General features: G+C 51.8%; 16 protein-coding genes. 4 read left to right on the plus strand and 12 right to left on the minus strand.

Features of this window, described 5'->3' with window-relative positions; translation table 11 throughout:
- Position 1: 1 nt before the first annotated feature.
- From VXJ35_RS09460 to VXJ35_RS09500, 9 genes are all read right to left on the minus strand, one after another.
- On the minus strand, positions 2–1,249 hold the full coding sequence (locus tag VXJ35_RS09460) for a lipopolysaccharide biosynthesis protein (protein ID WP_064021345.1): 1,248 nt from the start codon (positions 1,247–1,249) through the stop codon (positions 2–4).
- Complete coding sequence (locus VXJ35_RS09465) at positions 1,242–2,345, minus strand: DegT/DnrJ/EryC1/StrS aminotransferase family protein (protein WP_064021346.1); 1,104 nt, start codon at positions 2,343–2,345, stop codon at positions 1,242–1,244. The genes VXJ35_RS09460 and VXJ35_RS09465 overlap by 8 nt, the downstream gene beginning before the upstream one ends.
- The gene (locus VXJ35_RS09470) at positions 2,342–2,752 is read right to left on the minus strand and encodes an FdtA/QdtA family cupin domain-containing protein (protein WP_082880864.1); all 411 of its coding nucleotides are present in this window, start codon (positions 2,750–2,752) and stop codon (positions 2,342–2,344) included. Before VXJ35_RS09470 ends, VXJ35_RS09465 begins: the two co-directional genes overlap by 4 nt.
- A gap of 15 nt (positions 2,753–2,767) precedes the next feature.
- Positions 2,768–3,721, minus strand: a complete 954-nt coding sequence (locus tag VXJ35_RS09475; RefSeq protein WP_064021347.1) for a GNAT family N-acetyltransferase — start codon at positions 3,719–3,721, stop codon at positions 2,768–2,770.
- On the minus strand, positions 3,718–4,644 hold the full coding sequence (locus VXJ35_RS09480; RefSeq protein WP_064021348.1) for a hypothetical protein: 927 nt from the start codon (positions 4,642–4,644) through the stop codon (positions 3,718–3,720). The genes VXJ35_RS09475 and VXJ35_RS09480 overlap by 4 nt, the downstream gene beginning before the upstream one ends.
- A 7-nt stretch (positions 4,645–4,651) precedes the next feature.
- Positions 4,652–5,329 carry an acetyltransferase gene (locus VXJ35_RS09485; RefSeq protein WP_064021349.1) on the minus strand — a complete coding sequence of 226 codons (678 nt, stop codon included), beginning with the start codon at positions 5,327–5,329 and terminating at the stop codon, positions 4,652–4,654.
- Positions 5,330–5,341: 12 nt separating this feature from the next.
- Entirely contained in the window at positions 5,342–6,094 is a 753-nt protein-coding gene (locus tag VXJ35_RS09490) for a hypothetical protein (RefSeq protein ID WP_064021350.1), read from the minus strand.
- A 183-nt stretch (positions 6,095–6,277) separates the two neighbouring features.
- Positions 6,278–8,374 carry a YgiQ family radical SAM protein gene (locus tag VXJ35_RS09495; RefSeq protein WP_064021351.1) on the minus strand — a complete coding sequence of 699 codons (2,097 nt, stop codon included), beginning with the start codon at positions 8,372–8,374 and terminating at the stop codon, positions 6,278–6,280.
- Entirely contained in the window at positions 8,371–9,174 is an 804-nt protein-coding gene (locus VXJ35_RS09500; protein ID WP_064021352.1) for a spermine synthase, read from the minus strand. Before VXJ35_RS09500 ends, VXJ35_RS09495 begins: the two co-directional genes overlap by 4 nt.
- A 179-nt stretch (positions 9,175–9,353) precedes the next feature.
- Here VXJ35_RS09500 and VXJ35_RS09505 point away from each other — a divergent pair, with 179 nt between their 5' ends.
- The 4 genes from VXJ35_RS09505 to VXJ35_RS09520 all read left to right on the plus strand — a co-directional run bounded on the left by VXJ35_RS09505 (position 9,354) and on the right by VXJ35_RS09520 (position 12,881).
- On the plus strand, positions 9,354–9,770 hold the full coding sequence (locus VXJ35_RS09505; RefSeq protein WP_064021353.1) for a hypothetical protein: 417 nt from the start codon (positions 9,354–9,356) through the stop codon (positions 9,768–9,770).
- Between the two features lie 156 nt (positions 9,771–9,926).
- Positions 9,927–10,310, plus strand: coding sequence for a hypothetical protein (locus VXJ35_RS09510; protein WP_054759064.1), 384 nt, complete (start codon positions 9,927–9,929; stop codon positions 10,308–10,310).
- A gap of 88 nt (positions 10,311–10,398) precedes the next feature.
- Complete coding sequence (locus tag VXJ35_RS09515) at positions 10,399–11,046, plus strand: DUF2760 domain-containing protein (protein ID WP_064021354.1); 648 nt, start codon at positions 10,399–10,401, stop codon at positions 11,044–11,046.
- Positions 11,043–12,881, plus strand: coding sequence for an Hsp70 family protein (locus VXJ35_RS09520; RefSeq protein WP_064021355.1), 1,839 nt, complete (start codon positions 11,043–11,045; stop codon positions 12,879–12,881). The genes VXJ35_RS09515 and VXJ35_RS09520 overlap by 4 nt, the downstream gene beginning before the upstream one ends.
- Before the next feature lie 79 nt (positions 12,882–12,960).
- Here VXJ35_RS09520 and VXJ35_RS09525 read toward each other — a convergent pair whose 3' ends face one another.
- The 3 genes from VXJ35_RS09525 to VXJ35_RS09535 form a co-directional block, all read right to left on the minus strand.
- Positions 12,961–13,857 carry an OmpA family protein gene (locus VXJ35_RS09525; protein ID WP_064021356.1) on the minus strand — a complete coding sequence of 299 codons (897 nt, stop codon included), beginning with the start codon at positions 13,855–13,857 and terminating at the stop codon, positions 12,961–12,963.
- Between the two features lie 132 nt (positions 13,858–13,989).
- Positions 13,990–14,811: an MOSC domain-containing protein gene (locus VXJ35_RS09530; protein WP_064021357.1), complete on the minus strand. Its 822-nt coding sequence runs from the start codon at positions 14,809–14,811 to the stop codon at positions 13,990–13,992.
- A gap of 10 nt (positions 14,812–14,821) precedes the next feature.
- Positions 14,822–15,211: a PilZ domain-containing protein gene (locus VXJ35_RS09535; RefSeq protein ID WP_082409634.1), complete on the minus strand. Its 390-nt coding sequence runs from the start codon at positions 15,209–15,211 to the stop codon at positions 14,822–14,824.
- Positions 15,212–15,335 lie beyond the last annotated feature (124 nt).

Consider the following 15,335-nt stretch of genomic DNA (forward strand, 5'->3'; position numbering starts at 1 on the left):
TTTATCTGGCAGAAGCATTATTGCAATATAGGGCCATTATCCCATTTCCAACGATCGAAAACGTATAGGTGCCTAGAAAAGCATAAATTGCACCTTGAATCCCATGTGCGGGTATTAGCCAGAAATTAGCGATTAAGTTGATTAGTCCTACAAGTACTGTTAGTCCGGCTGCTTGCCAGAAGTATCCTCGACCAATCCATTGCGGTGCCATAACAGTCGAAAATGTCATGCCAATCACGCCGAGTGACATCCACTGAAAGGCAGTTACAGCCGGTTGAAACGATTCTCCAGCCAACAAGGTAATTCCCCAAGGCGCGCAATACGCCGCAAACACGCTTAATATAGTCATAAGTGAAGTGGTTTGAATGAGTACTCGCTTATTGTTTGGCCAAGCCCCATTTGGACCCAGACTAGTGACTTCACCAAAAATGACCATACTGGCAGCTTGCGGAATGATCATCAATACTCCGAGCAGTTGTGTGGCTAATTGGAAATAGCCTGTTTGTTCTGGGCCATGGTATTGATTTAAAATCAAGATATTCGCCGATGTAAAAAGAAAGGAGCCTATGGTATTGAGATGCAGCTTTGCTCCTCCGATTAATAGTTCTTTGAGTTCGCTTTTTTCAGGACGACAAGTAAGTCCTTTTTCGCGCGCGAAGGTAAACAGGAATCCCATGCTGCCGGTCGCAACAATTATTTGTCCCAATAACCCAGCTTCCAAAACGCCAGTAACCCCTAATCCCAACCCGCCAACCAAGGCGTAGACGGCTATGATTGACACGCTGCGACCGATTACTTGCCAACGGTTGTAGGTGCTTAATTGCTCTAGCCCCATCAGTAACGAACTGGCGTAGTATTCCCAGAGCATGAAAGGTAGACCCAAAAAACACACGGCCAAAGGCAGTAGTGGAAGTCCTGCGAATGCTGTATCTGGGGCTGTCAAATACCAGCCCGATGCCAGGAGCCAACAAGTGAGTGTTAGCAGAACAGTCAACAGTGATAAACTGCCTAATATATTGCCATATCGTTGATGCTGCCGGTCATTTGCCATTTGATGCAGTGCGACTTGGCCCAAGCTAAGACAGGCGAATGTATTAAACATGTTCACCCAGGTGATAATTGCAGCAACTTGCCCACGTCCTGCCGGGCCCAATAATCGTGCCGTCAAAAAAAGCGTAAGAACACTGATGACCATTGAATAGATTTTTGTGCCACTGGTGAGGGCAATGGTGCTCCATAATTCACGCACAAACAGCTTCCTTGATCAGCTGTATCGTTTCCTCTAACTGGTGTTTCTCTAAATGCGGCCCTATCGGCAAACTCAGGACTTCTCGATGTATTCGCTCGGTAATCGGCAATACACTAATAGCACAGCCCAACTCCTCATATGCCGTCTGACGATGGGGTGGGGTTGGGTAATGAATCATCGTACCGATACCAGCTTCCTGTAATTTTTGCCGTAATTGATCTCGCAGAGGATAACGAACAACAAACAAATGCCATACCGGATTGGCCCAATCCGGCACACTCGGTAGCTGTAGAGCGCTATTTTTTAGCTCATGCAAGTAAACTTGCGCGATGGCCTTGCGTTTGCTGTTCCATTCATCAAGCTTTTTCAGCTTCACGCGTAACATCGCTGCTTGTAACTCATCCAGTCTTGAATTAAAACCTTTTACTTCATTGAGATATTTGACTCTTGATCCATAGTTACGAAGTATTCGAAGTTTGTCAGCCAAATTGGTGTCGTTGGTGGTAATGGCCCCGCCATCACCAAGTGCGCCTAAGTTTTTGCCAGGGTAAAAACTAAAACCTGCTGCATCGCCCAGTGAGCCGACTCTTTGGCCTCTATATTTTGCCCCATGTGCTTGCGCGGCGTCTTCGATGACTTTGAGTTTGTGAGTCGTGGCGAGAGCATTGATAACATTCATGTTCGCTGGTTGACCATAAAGGTGTACGGCGATGATCGCCTTGGTGCGCGGCGTAATGGCTGACTCAATAAGAGAGGGATTTATGTTGTAGGTTTGTTCGTCTGGTTCAACAGGCACGGGTGTAGCGCCTGCATAACTAACTGCCAGCCAGGTAGCTATATAAGTATTGGCTGGAACGATTACTTCATCTCCGTCGCCGATACCATAAGCGCGCAAGATTAGATGCAAGGCGTCAAGTCCATTACCGACACCAACACAATGATCAGCTTGGCAATAATCGGCAAACTCATGTTCAAATTGTTCAACTTCGTGACCGAGAATATACCAGCCGGAATCTAGCACGCGTTCGAACGCGTTTTGTAGTTCAGCTCGTAATTCTTGATGAAGAGGATTCAAATCCAAGAATGGGATATTCATAGACGTTTGGCTTGAGAGATGAATTCGTCGTAATCTCGTATGTAATCGGACTCGTTATAGTGTGCTGACGCCAAAACCATGCAGACCGCGCCCGACGAAAAGTTATCCAGATATCGCCACATCATTGGGCAAACATATAAGCCATAATAGGAACGGTTCAAGTGAAAGCGCTGACTTTCCGCACCGTCATCAAGTATGACATCGAAACTGCCAGACATCGCCACAATGAATTGGTGTAGACTTTTATGTGCATGAGAACCGCGATCCGATCCACCTGGAACGTCATATAGATAGTAGACGCGCTGAATGTCAAAAGGAACGTGAACTTCGCTTTCGATAAACGAAAGATTGCCTCTCGGGTCTGTAATTTTCGGCAAATTTATTAATTTGCAATCATTCAAAGCCATTTGGGTATATAAAGATTATAGATTCAATTGATAAAACTCATGAACTGCGCCACCTGCACCGAATTCATTTTTGAACTGGTATAGACTTTGATTAAGTATCTGTCCTTGGCTTTCATTGCTAATACCGAAGTCGAACCAGCGCTTGTTCATCTGAGTTGCTTTTGCGATGCAATGTTCAAGTATCAAGTCCAATGCCGAAACTTCGTGTCCTAATTCGCTGGACGCAATGTATTGACAGTGATAAGTAGTTGGTGTCTCGAATAAAACCACGCCTGCAACGAGATTCTGACCTAATCGTCCACCAATGCACTCTATACTAGTTGGAAAAAGCTCTGCTAGCTTTGCCATTTCAGAATAGGTATGTACTGGTTTTGTACGATGTTTGCGTGCAAGGTTGTCGGTCAACACCTCCCAAAGTTGGCCGAGCAGTTGGTGGCCCGCGGCTATTTGAACTCCGGCTTTAATGGCTTTTTTAAAGCTTCTCCGGCGTCTCTGGCTTACTGGTAAACGGTGTTGTAAATCAATAGTGCTGCTCAAATCGCAGCGAGTTCTTTCCGCACCGAGCCTGGAAAGAGCATATAGATCATCTTGAGCTGGCGCTTGATGATAGAACGAAGGTATCGCCTTATATAATAATTCGCGATAGCTCTGCATTGAATAGTGATATCGAATTGCGTTCAGCGCGGCAATCATTTGTTCGCCGCGTAGTTCCCCTCTATGTACCACGCCTCCATAGGTAATGCCTGGGTGTGAAACAACACAGGATTCATTTTGCGGGTTTAATGCCGCCGGAAAAAGACCTAGCCATTTACCATCCTGTTTGATAATTAATGACCTATCCAAAAAACGGTTTCCATGATACGAAAGAAACCGGCGAGTATGTAATAGTGTCGCTTGTAGCGACCCAGCGCAAAAAGCATCCCAGGCCTCGGCGTCATTTTCATCGTATGGTTTGACACTAATATTCAATCGGTCTCCTGCATGGCGATAGCGAAGCCGTCGCGACCAAAGTCATTGCCGTTATAAAACACATAAAGTTTGCCATCGACTGCTAGCGGGGTCGCGTACATGATTGCATCCGAGTCAAAGCTTCCTGGCGTAATGTCGAGATTTAACTCCGAATCCTTACGTTGCCAATTGTGTCCATCAATGGATTCAGCATAGCCTAATCGGTAAGCTTTAGCGCTACGACAGCGAACGGAGTAGAACATTCGGTAGCCCCCGTCAAGTTTAGGTATTACGCATGGACGGCCAAAGCCGTGTTCGTCTTCTCCAGTGATGGCGAGCTGAACTTCACCATGATCTGGCCAATATATGCCGTCTTGGGATTCGGCATAGCGAATGTCATAAACTGGCATAGGCTTACAATCAAGAACTGTCCATTCGCTGCCGGCCACATACCAAAGTCGAAATTTGCCTTCTTCTTTGACACAATATGGGCCGCATCGAAAATAAAGTTCGCTCGCACTGCGCTCTAGTATCGGTATCGAGGAATGTCGAGAGAAACTATTGCCTCCATCGCGGCTGATCGCCAAGCCGGTCAATAAACGATAACGAATTTTCGTACCTAGTTCGAAGCCGACGTAATACATGTACATTTCTCCATTGCCTAGGTCTACTACAGAACACGCTAAAAGTCCGTTTTCATCGAAGGTGCCTGCTTTGCCTAGATCAAGCAATGGTTGCTCTGAGATTCTAAGCACTTTAAGCGGGTCTTTAGCCGATATGTCTACAAATCCAGGTCTGCCAGTGCCATTTTCGTCACAGAATGTGACAAATACCCGAATAACTTCTTCATTCAAGCGAATGGGTGTTGGTACCATCGCGTGCGACTTTGCCCAAGGTAGTTTGCCATCCGGCCCATAAATCAACCCAAGCTTTTTCCAGCGCATGTATTCTTTATTCCTTGACCTTAAAAAAACGGTTAGCTGTGATTTTGGCAGGATCCGGTTGTTCTGTTTTGAACAGAGATCCAGATTCGGTGTTTTTCATAATGACCGTATTCGGTCCTAGCCAATTGTCTTTACCAACGTTTATATTGTTGGCAACAGTAGCATTTACGCCAATGAATGTGTTCTCACCTATATCGCAAAAACCCGAAATGACCGCGTGGGAAGCAATAAAGCAATTGTCATTAATTGTAGAATGATGACCAATATGATTACCGCTCCATAGCACTACATTTTTGCCGATTTTGACGAAAGGTTGTACTGTATTATCTTCGAAAATGAAACAATGCTCGCCTAACTCCACGTTACGCCAAATGAAAGCCCGAGAACTGATGTAAGATGCGAGTTTATAACCTTTGTTTTTAGCTGTAGTTGATAAACGAGTCCGGAGGCGATTGAGTTGAGTATATACAATGGCTACATAGACATAGTGATTGTCAGGACTGAAATAAGAGTCCAAGTGTTCAAATGGCATTACCGGTAAACCGCACTTTTTTGGGGCCTTGAGAAACGCTTCTTCCACTGAAAATCCTACTACTTCGTAATCAGAATCGGCATCAAAGTATTCCAGGGCAATTTCTGCAAATGCCGTGTCCCCGACAATAATTAGTTTTTTGGACTTTATCACTGAAATCCCCTTTTAAGGACGAATAATTAGAATGTCTTCACGACGATTTGCCATGGGAAGATTGGCGGCTTGGGGGAGAATATATGCGTCGAAACCCTGCTGGCGAGCTCGTTGGGCTATCGCCATCACAATCGCATCATCAATTTGGTTATGCTCAATCTGGTTGAATTTAACTTCAGGAATATCAGTAGTTTGCATGAAATCCTGGTGAAATTTTATCCCTGTGTCGCTAGCAAAAAAACGTTTGCGCTTGGAAATATTGGGAATATCACCCAATAACATCTGGCCGCCCGGAGCCAAAAGAGAGAGTGAAAGATCGAGGAATCGAAAAATTGATGTGTCGACAAAAATATAATGCAATACGCTATAGCATAAGATTATATCTATTTTTTCTGTGAATTGTTCTATTAAGTCGGGGCAGTCAGGATAGAATCCCGGTATTTTTTTAATGTGCGGCGCATCTGGCAATTGCTCCAACATTTCAGGTGCATCTATCAATATTAAAGAATGTTTCTTCTTTTGGCAGTAATTAATGAATATTTGTGGTAAATCGCTGCACCCCGGACCGATATCTAAAATATACTTACTTTCTTTTTCTAAAAGTGACAGCTTGGTTAATATATCATCAAAAATATATTTCTCTTTGTCGCTACGATAATGATTGGGGAAACCTATGCGTTCATATTTTGATAATTTTGGGTCTTTGGCTAGTTTTCGAAATTCATCAAAACTGAGGTTGGCAAAGCGATTCTCTTTATCATTCACTTGTCGGCTCTATTGTTAAGGCGCAATTAAAAAATATCGATATGAAGTTCTAAGTAATATGTTGCTTTTAAAATATTAGATGCTAAGAGTTTTTGTATTTATCCGATAGAAGTATAAAAATATTTACAGAGAAACGTCAATGTTGAGCACCTCTTAGCATAATCGTATATCAAGGAAATACAACTATCGTTTGGTTCTAAATTGCTTAGTTTTTGATTTTGCAGAAAAAGGTTGACTAACCGCTTTCGGCTGAAAACTCGGCACCAAATGCTGTTTGCCGTTACCGATTAAATCTGCCCGCCCCATTTCCTTCAATGCTTCTCTTAATATAGGCCAGTTTTTCGGGTCGTGGTAACGCAAGAACGCCTTGTGCAGTTTGCGCTGCTTCATGCTGCGCGGAATGGCGATGTCCGGCACGTTGCGGCCGACTTTGTGCAGAGTGTCCTTGCCGGAATGGTACATCGCGGTGGCGATCGACATCGGTGACGGCAGGAAGGCTTGCACTTGGTCGGCTCGAAAGCCGTTGCGTTTCAACCATAAAGCCAGATTCAGCATGTCCCGATCTGTGGTGCCTGGGTGGGCGGCGATGAAGTACGGAATCAGATACTGTTCCTTGCCGGCTTCCTTAGAATATTTGTCGAACATCGCCTTGAAGCGGTCGTAGGTGCCCATGCCTGGCTTCATCATCTTCGACAACGGGCCTTGCTCGGTGTGTTCCGGCGCGATTTTCAGGTAGCCGCCGACGTGGTGGGTCACCAATTCCTTGACGTAGGCCGGGGTTTCGACGGCGATATCGTAGCGCAAACCCGAGGCGATGAAGATTTTCTTGATGCCGGGTAGGGCGCGGGCACGGCGATAGAGCTTGATCAGCGGAGTCTGGTCGGTGTTCAGGTTGTGGCAAATACCCGGATAAACGCAGGATGGCTTACGGCAGGATTCCTCGATCTTCGGGTCCTTGCAGGCCAGGCGCCACATGTTCGCGGTCGGCCCGCCCAGGTCGGAGATATTGCCGGTAAAGTTGGGCGAAGTGTCGCGTATGGCTTCGATCTCGCGGATGATCGAATCTTCCGAACGGTTCTGGATGATGCGGCCTTCGTGCTCGGTGATCGAGCAAAAGCTACAGCCGCCGAAACAACCGCGCATGATCAGCACCGAATGCTGGATCATCTCGAAGGCCGGAATGTTGGCCTTGCCGTAAGCGGTGTGCGGCAGACGGGAGTAGGGCAGATCGAACACGCCGTCCATTTCCGGGGTGGTTAGCGGTAGCGGCGGCGGATTGATCCACACGTCGCGCTTATCGTGGCGTTGGATCAGGGCGCGGGCGTTACCGGGGTTGGTTTCGCCGTGCATGACCCGCGAAGCGTGGGCGTAGAGGATCGGGTCGTCTTTCACGGCCTCGTAATCGGGCAGGCGAATCACGGTTTGCGCCCGATTCTTGTTGGCGATCGGTTTGAATTGGATGACTTTTTCGTTATCGGCCAGGCCATTTTCAGTCGCTACCGGTGCCGATTCGCAACTTGGCATCTCCTGATACGGATTTTGGTGCACGATGACCGCGCCGGGCTTGTCGAAATGGGTCGAATCCTTTTCGATCCAGCCCTGTGGCACTTGTTTGACGAAGTGCACGGTGCCGCGGATGCCTTTCAAATCGTGAATGCTCTCGCCTTTAGCCAGCCGGTGCGCGATCTCGACGATCTGGCGTTCGGCGTTGCCGTACACCAGTAAATCGGCCTTGGAATCCAGCAAGATCGATTTGCGCACCTTGTCCGACCAATAGTCGTAATGGGCGATGCGGCGCAAACTGGCCTCGATGCCGCCGATGATGATCGGCACGTTTTTATAGGCTTCCCGGCAACGGTGGGAGTAGACGTTGACCGCGCGGTCCGGCCGCTTGCCGGCGGCACCGTCGGCGGTATAGGCGTCGTTGGAGCGGATTTTTTTGTCCGAGGTGTAACGGTTGACCATCGAATCCATGTTGCCGCCGGTGACGCCGAAGAACAGTGTTGGCTGGCCTAGCCTCCGAAAATCGTCGGCGCTGTGCCAATCCGGCTGCGAGATGATACCGACCCGAAAGCCCTGCGCTTCCAACACCCGGCCGATTACCGCCATGCCGAAGCTGGGATGGTCGACGTAGGCGTCGCCGGTCACCAAAATAATGTCGCAGGCATCCCAACCCAGCGCATCCATTTCCGCGCGGCTCATCGGCAATTCGGGTGCCGGGCCGAAACGGTGCGCCCAGTATTTTTTGTAGCCGAAAATGTTGGGGGCGTTATGGATCATGGTTTCAGAACTCGATGCAGAATGCTGGGATTGTTGCGTTTAAAGTCTTGTAAAAAAACCGGAAATTCCAGTTGGTATTGCCGTTCCAGGTCGTTGGCTTTGGCGATCAGGCTTTTAAACTGGGGTTTCGGGAAGTTTTCGCCGAAAGCGAAGCCGATGATGTTACCGCGGTTACGCACCGGCAAATACAGCATGCGCCAATTAAAAATCCGTCCCAGGTGCCAGGAAACCTGCTGAAACATCGGCTTGTCGGTGCCCCATAAATTGATCACCAGCACGCCGTCTTTTTTCAGCAGATTTCGGCAACCGTCGAAGAAGCGTTCGCTGCCAACTTCAGGAGCCATGCCGCTGTCGTCATACGCATCGACCATGATCAAATCGTGAATCTCCGATAGTTCCCGACTTTGGTGCCGGACATGATCGGCACCGCAACCGATTTTGATTTTAAGGCGCGGGTTGAACGGCAGGCCGAAATGGCTGCGCGCTACTTTAAGCACGCTGCTGCGGAATTCGACGACCTTCAGCCGGCAATCCGGAAACTGGTGTAGCATGAACTTGGCGATGGTGCCGCCGCCAAGGCCTATCATCAGCACGTCGCGCGGGTTGTCGTTGAACAGCAGCAAGGCCATCATGGCCCGGGCGTAAAACGAGTGCAAGCGGTTCGGATCGGCAATCAACATGCTGCTTTGCCGGGCCGGAGAGCCGAAGTGTAGGGCACGTTCGCCGTTGTTCTCGACCACTTCTATGACGCCCTCGTCGTCATGGCTTTGGTGGATGACCAGGCCTTCGTATTTGTACATGCAGTGCAGCAAACGGTAAAGAAGCGACTATTTTCCTGGAAAATCCGCCGCTTGTCTCGCGAATCCTGCTAAATCCGCCCATGGCAGGTCGCTGAGTCCCGGTTTTGGCGGCGGCACTTGCGGATCGAACCCGATCGCCCTACAGTGGAACTCCGGAAACCACTACCAAGAGGCTTTGTATGAAAAGACTATTGCCGATAATTGTTTTGATGGCGCCGGTTTTGGCGGCCGCAAACGATACCGATAGCCGGAGCGGCCAACCCGTCGCGAATCCAAAAATGCAACAGATGCTGGAAAAAATCCAGGCCATGCAAAATTGCATGAAAAATGTCGACAAATCCGCTCTGAAAGCCCTGGAACAACAAGCCAAGCAATTGGGAGCGGAAGTTAAGCAGTTGTGCGCGGAGGGGCAACGCGACGCAGCCAAACAGCGGGCGATCCGGTTCGGCCAGGAAATTGCCGGCAACAAAGCCATGCAACTGACTAAAAAATGCAGTGAGGGCTTGACGGGATTGGCGCCGGAGCTAACTGCCGCCGAGTCCTACTCGGAGCCAGGCGAAACCCGGCATATTTGCGACCGGTCCGAACGCCGCTAGACCCTATCGCGGGCGGCGCTTCTGACGGGCGGAATAGGTTCGGCTGCGGCTGTGCCGGTGCCGGCGCGGACCGCGATTTGCCGGCGTCGTTGTTCAAGTTCGCCGGCATCGCGTAAAATCGCCGTTCGACATCATGCCCGTATTGGAGAAGAACTCATGAAATACCGTTTGTTTGCCCTGCTGATGCTTGCCGCCGGCATGGCTTGCGCCGAAGAAGCCAAAGAAGAATGGAACGAGACCAGTTTAAGCAACGAAACCATCGAAAAAATTCAGAAAGCGCAATTCAACTATAAGAAATGCGTGGTCGATACGATGCAAAAACCCGAGTTCGCCAAGCTGGAAAGCCGCAATGCGACCGATGCCATTATCAAGCTGTGCGAACCGACCTTGGGCGAAATGCGCCAAGTCTATTTGGATGTCCAAGTTCCCGGCGTTATCGCCGACCGCCACTTAAAAAAACTGCGCATTCAAGTCACCCGCAATCTGTTGCAGGAATTGATGTACGCCGAAGCGGCGAGAAAATCCGGCATGCCGCAATAATCCGTATCGGCCAGCTAAGCGCCATCCGGCGCCCAGCGCAGAGCCGCTTCCGCGTGCAACGCTTTGTTTCACCAACCATGCATTGTTCATGAACACATACACCATAGATTTATCGTTACGCCCGACTACCTTCGACTTGTGGCATGTTTGCCTGGCCGGAACCGCGGCCGTATTGGCTTTGATCCTGATCGTCGTGTTGATCTCGGTCTTACTCGGCCTGCGCCGCTGTAAATCCGCGCCGCGAACGGTTGAAGCGGTACCGGCCCCGCAACCCGAAATCAAAATCGTCGAGAAGATCGTGGAAGTGGAAAAAGTCGTCCAGGCACCGGCTCCGGAACCGGTGGTGCTGAAAGAAGCCACCCCGGATGCGGCATTACAGCTGTTGAGTTTGTTGCAAAAGGAAGCCCGTTTCATCGATTTCATCAAAGAAGACGTCAGCGCCTTTGCCGATGCCGATATTGGCGCCGCGGCCCGCGTCGTGCATCAGGGTTGCAGCAAAGTGATCAACGAACATTTCAAATTGGCTCCGGTCAGCCCGGATGCGGAAGGCAGCCGCGTGACTTTGAACAAAGGCTTCGATGCCGCCGCGTTTCGTTTGACCGGCAATATCGTCGGCGAAGCGCCGTTCTCCGGCGTGCTGGTGCATAAAGGCTGGCAAGTCACCGAACTGCACTTGCCGAAACTGACCGAAGGCCACAATGCAAAAATCATCGCCGCGGCCGAGGTTGAATTATGACGGCGCGCTACTCGGTCGGTATCGATTTGGGTACCACGCATTGTGTAATGTCCTATGTCGATTTGGCGGCCGGCGACGATAACCCGGTGTTGGAAGTGTTTTACACGCCGCAACTGGTTGCGCCGGGGGCGATAGAAGATAAAGCCCAATTGGCCTCGTTCGCCTACATCGCCCATCCGGCGGAAATCGCCGAGGGCGCCTCGTCTTTGCCGTGGACCGCCAAACCCGAGTATCTGGTCGGCGAAATCGCCCGTAGCTTGGGCAGTAAGACGCCGATTCGGCTGGTTGCCAGCGCTAAAAGCTGGCTGTGCCACGCCGGCGTCGATTGCAAACAGGCGATTCTGCCGGTCGACGCGCCGGAAGACGTTGCCAAAATTTCGCCGTTTGTCGCCAGCAAAGCCTATTTGCAGCATTTGCGCGACGCCTGGAACCACAGGTTTCCTGAGCAGCCGTTGCAGCAGCAGGACCTGACTATCACGGTGCCGGCGTCGTTCGATCCGGCCGCACGGGAGCTGACCGTGGAAGCCGCGCGCGAGGTCGGGTTGGGTCAGGCCGTGTTGCTGGAAGAACCCCAGGCGGCTTTGTATAGTTGGATCGAAAAAAGCGCCGGCGACTGGCGCAACCAGGTCAAAGTCGGCGATGTGATTTTGGTGGTCGATATCGGCGGCGGCACTACCGACTTGTCGTTGATTGCCGTAACCGAACAGGACGGAAATTTGCAGTTGACCCGGGTCGCGGTCGGCGACCACATCCTGCTCGGCGGCGACAACATGGATTTGGCGCTGGCGTACACGGTAAAGGCCAAGCTGGAAACCGACGGCGCCAAAAAATTGGAGCCGTGGCAATTGCAGGCCTTAACCCATGCCTGCCGCGAAGCCAAGGAAAAGCTGTTCAACCAGTCCGAATTGGCTAGTATGCCGTTAGCGGTGGCCGGCCGCGGTTCGTCGCTAATCGGCGGTACCTTGCGTAGCGAACTGACTCGGGATGAATTGAACCGGATATTGGTGGACGGCTTTTTGCCGTATGCGCAAGCCACCGATAAGCCGGTGTCGCGGCCGCGCAGCGGTTTGCGCAGCGTGGGTCTGCCGTACGCCCAAGACGCCGGTATCACCCGGCATCTGGCGGCCTTTTTGTCCAGACAGCGCCAGGCTACCGAGGAGTTCAATGCCATCGCGCTGCCCGAACACGCCAGCTTTCTGCACCCGACGGCGTTGCTGTTCAACGGCGGCGTGTTGAAGGCCGGCGTATTGGCTGAGCGGTTGATGGCCGTGTTGAATAATTGGTTGCAGGCGGAGCAGGCACCTCCTGCCCGGTTGTTGCAAGGAGCCGATCTGGATTTGGCCGTCGCCCGTGGCGCAGCTTATTATGGTTTCGTGCGCCAAGGTAAAGGTGTACGGATCAAAGGCGGCACTGCCGCAGCCTATTATGTCGGTATCGAAAGCGCAATGCCGGCGGTACCCGGTTTGCCGCCGGCGATAGAGGCGCTTTGTATCGCGCCGTTCGGCATGGAAGAGGGCAGCGAGCAGGAGTTGCCTAACGACGAATTCGGCTTGGTGATCGGCGAGCCGGTGCGTTTCCGTTTCTTCGGTTCCAAGACCCGGCGCGAGGACAAAGTTGGCGATCGTCTCGATGAATGGGGCGACGACGAGCTGGAAGAGCTGGATGAAATCGAAATCACGCTGCCGGTCGAAGACGGCCGCCAAGTCGGCGAAATCGTGCCGGTGCATTTGTCGGCGGCGGTGACCGAAGTCGGCACGCTGGAATTGCGTGCCGTGTCGCGGCGCGACCAACAGCGCTGGAAAATCGAATTCGACGTCAGGGCCGGCGAAGTTTGATCTGTAGTTTTTCTATCCCACACTAAAAAATAAGGCCGGAATTTCGGCCTTATTCGTATCTGTCTCCAGCGCAGCGGGGCTATTGCCGGTAGTAAGGCTGCTGGTATTGCTGCTGTTGCGGATAGCCTTGCTGGTATGGTTGTTGCGGGTAGCCCTGCTGCGGGTATTGCTGTTGCTGATAGGGCTGGTTTTGCTGCGGGTACTGTTGTTGGTAGGGCTGGTTTTGTTGCGGATAACCCTGTTGCTGCTGCGGATAGCCCTGTTGTTGGTAAGGCTGGTTCTGCTGCGGATATTGTTGGTTTTGCTGCGCGGCGCCGGCGTTCTGGTTGGCGTTGATCGACAATTCCACCCGGCGGTTGATGGCGCGGTTGGCGTCGCTGGTGTTCGGCACTTTCGGCGAACTTTCGCCCATGCCCTGTTGCGAAATCCGCATCCGATTCACGCCGCGTGACGACAGGAAATTGGCGACGCTGGTTGCGCGCGCCTCGGACAGGCGCTGGTTGTCGCCATCGGAGCCGACGTCGTCGGTGTGGCCGGTAACCGAAATCGTCGAATCCGGATAGTTGTTCAGTACCCGCGCCACCGGATCCAGCGCATGTTGTGCTTCCGGCGTCAAATCCGATTTACCGAAGGCGAAAGTCACGTCGCTGGTGCTGGGCATGTTCAATACCAATTGGTTTTCCGCGGTACGTTGGACTTCGATACCGGTGCCCTGTAGCGATTGCTGCATTTCCTCCTGCTGTTTATCCATGTAATAACCGATACCGGCACCGACAGCCGCACCGGCCAAAGCGCCCAAACCGGCGTTCTTCCAATCGTTGCCGCCGAACAGCGTACCGGCGCCGGCGCCGACCGCCGCCCCGATGCCGGCGCCTTTGCCGAGATTGCTCATGCCGGACTGGCCGGTGTACGGATTGGTAGTGCAGGCGCCGAGCAGCGCGGCGCTGACGGAGATGGCAAGTAATTTTTTATACATAGTCTTGGTCCTGGTTGTGATGCAAAAACGGCGGCGCTGATTCGGCATCGCGCCGGTTGCCGGGAATTTAAACGCCGTTATCTTAAATCGTTCTTAAAATCGGCGGCGGCCGTTTTCGGCCGACATGCCGGCTTAAGCTAAAGGCGGTTGAGGTGCGCCGATTTCGTCGATCCGCACGGTCTGGCCCACCGCCAGGCTGCCCGGTTTATCGTGCAGCGCATTTTGCCCGAAATACACTTTATTTTGCCATTTGCGTAAGCGGCTCAATGTGGCCAACGGTTCTTTGCCGCTGACAGCCGTATCCGGATCGATGGTCGGCACCGGGCAGCGCGCGCAGGGTTTGGGCAGGCGGAAGCCGATGCCGTTGATGTCGATCCGCCGCCATTGGTCTTCGGCGTAACTGTCGCAGCCGGAGACGACCAGATTGGGCCGGAACCGTACCATTTCGTAGTCCAGTTGCATGGCTTGGTTCAAGGTCGCCAACGAACCTTCGGAGACCAACAAAAACGGAAAACCGTCGGAAAACGCGGTTTGGTCTGCGGCCGTAGCATATCTGAGATCGACCTGGCGGCGGTCGCCGGCGGCTTGATAAACCAGGCGGCAATCAATTTGCAAAAAGTCGCTGAGCCAAGCATCTGCGCTAGCGCCGCAGGCTTCGGCTCGGCAGCGGTCGCGCCAGACCGCGACTTCCAGGGTTTCGTCGGTCTGGGCTTGCAGCGGCAATTCCAAATCCGGCCGGCCAGGCGCGGACAGGATCAAGCGTTCGCCTTCGATCCGGGTTTTGATCAGCGCCATTTGCGGCAAACGCCGTTGGCTCAGAAACTGGCGCTCGTGGTCCACCAGCATCCATTTGCGGTCGTAAAGCAGGCCTTTTTCATCGACCGGCCATTGCGAAACTTGAAAGCCGGCCAACGATTTGACCGGGTAGAGGTAGATTTGGCTAAGTATCGGCATCGATAGAGGTTTAGCTGAAATTCAAGTCGGTTTGGGTGTGCAGCAGGTGTTCCGCCAATTCGCTATTCAGATTGTCGAATTTGACACCGTAGCGTTGGTTGCCGGCATCGTGGTGGACCACGGCGGCTTCGACCTGGAACCGTCGGCCGTCGCCGAACAGTAGAAACAGGCTGACCCGGCTTTTTTTTTTGATTTTGTGGCTGGTGACAATCGCGGCGCCGCGGCTGCTGATGTCGCGCAACAATACCGGAAACAGGCGCGGAAACCACAAGCTATGCACTTTGACCGCGGCCTTGATGTCGTTGCGCAGATAGCGAACGGCCGTGCGTTTGTTGGACCACTCGCTATCAAGATCGATTTCTTGATCGAGAAAATCCATGGAGAAATCCGAATCAGACATAGCGAATGCCGCAAGGAAAGGGTGGCTAAGTATTGAACTTAAACCGGCAAAATTCAATAGAGCCGGCCCGATTATCGGTTGGGCTTGCCGGGAATTTCTCGATAGAATGCCGCTATCGTCAAAG

Origin of the sequence: Methylomonas sp. DH-1 (assembly GCF_046097555.1) — a bacterium.
GTDB classification, from domain to species: Bacteria; Pseudomonadota; Gammaproteobacteria; order Methylococcales; family Methylomonadaceae; genus Methylomonas; species Methylomonas koyamae.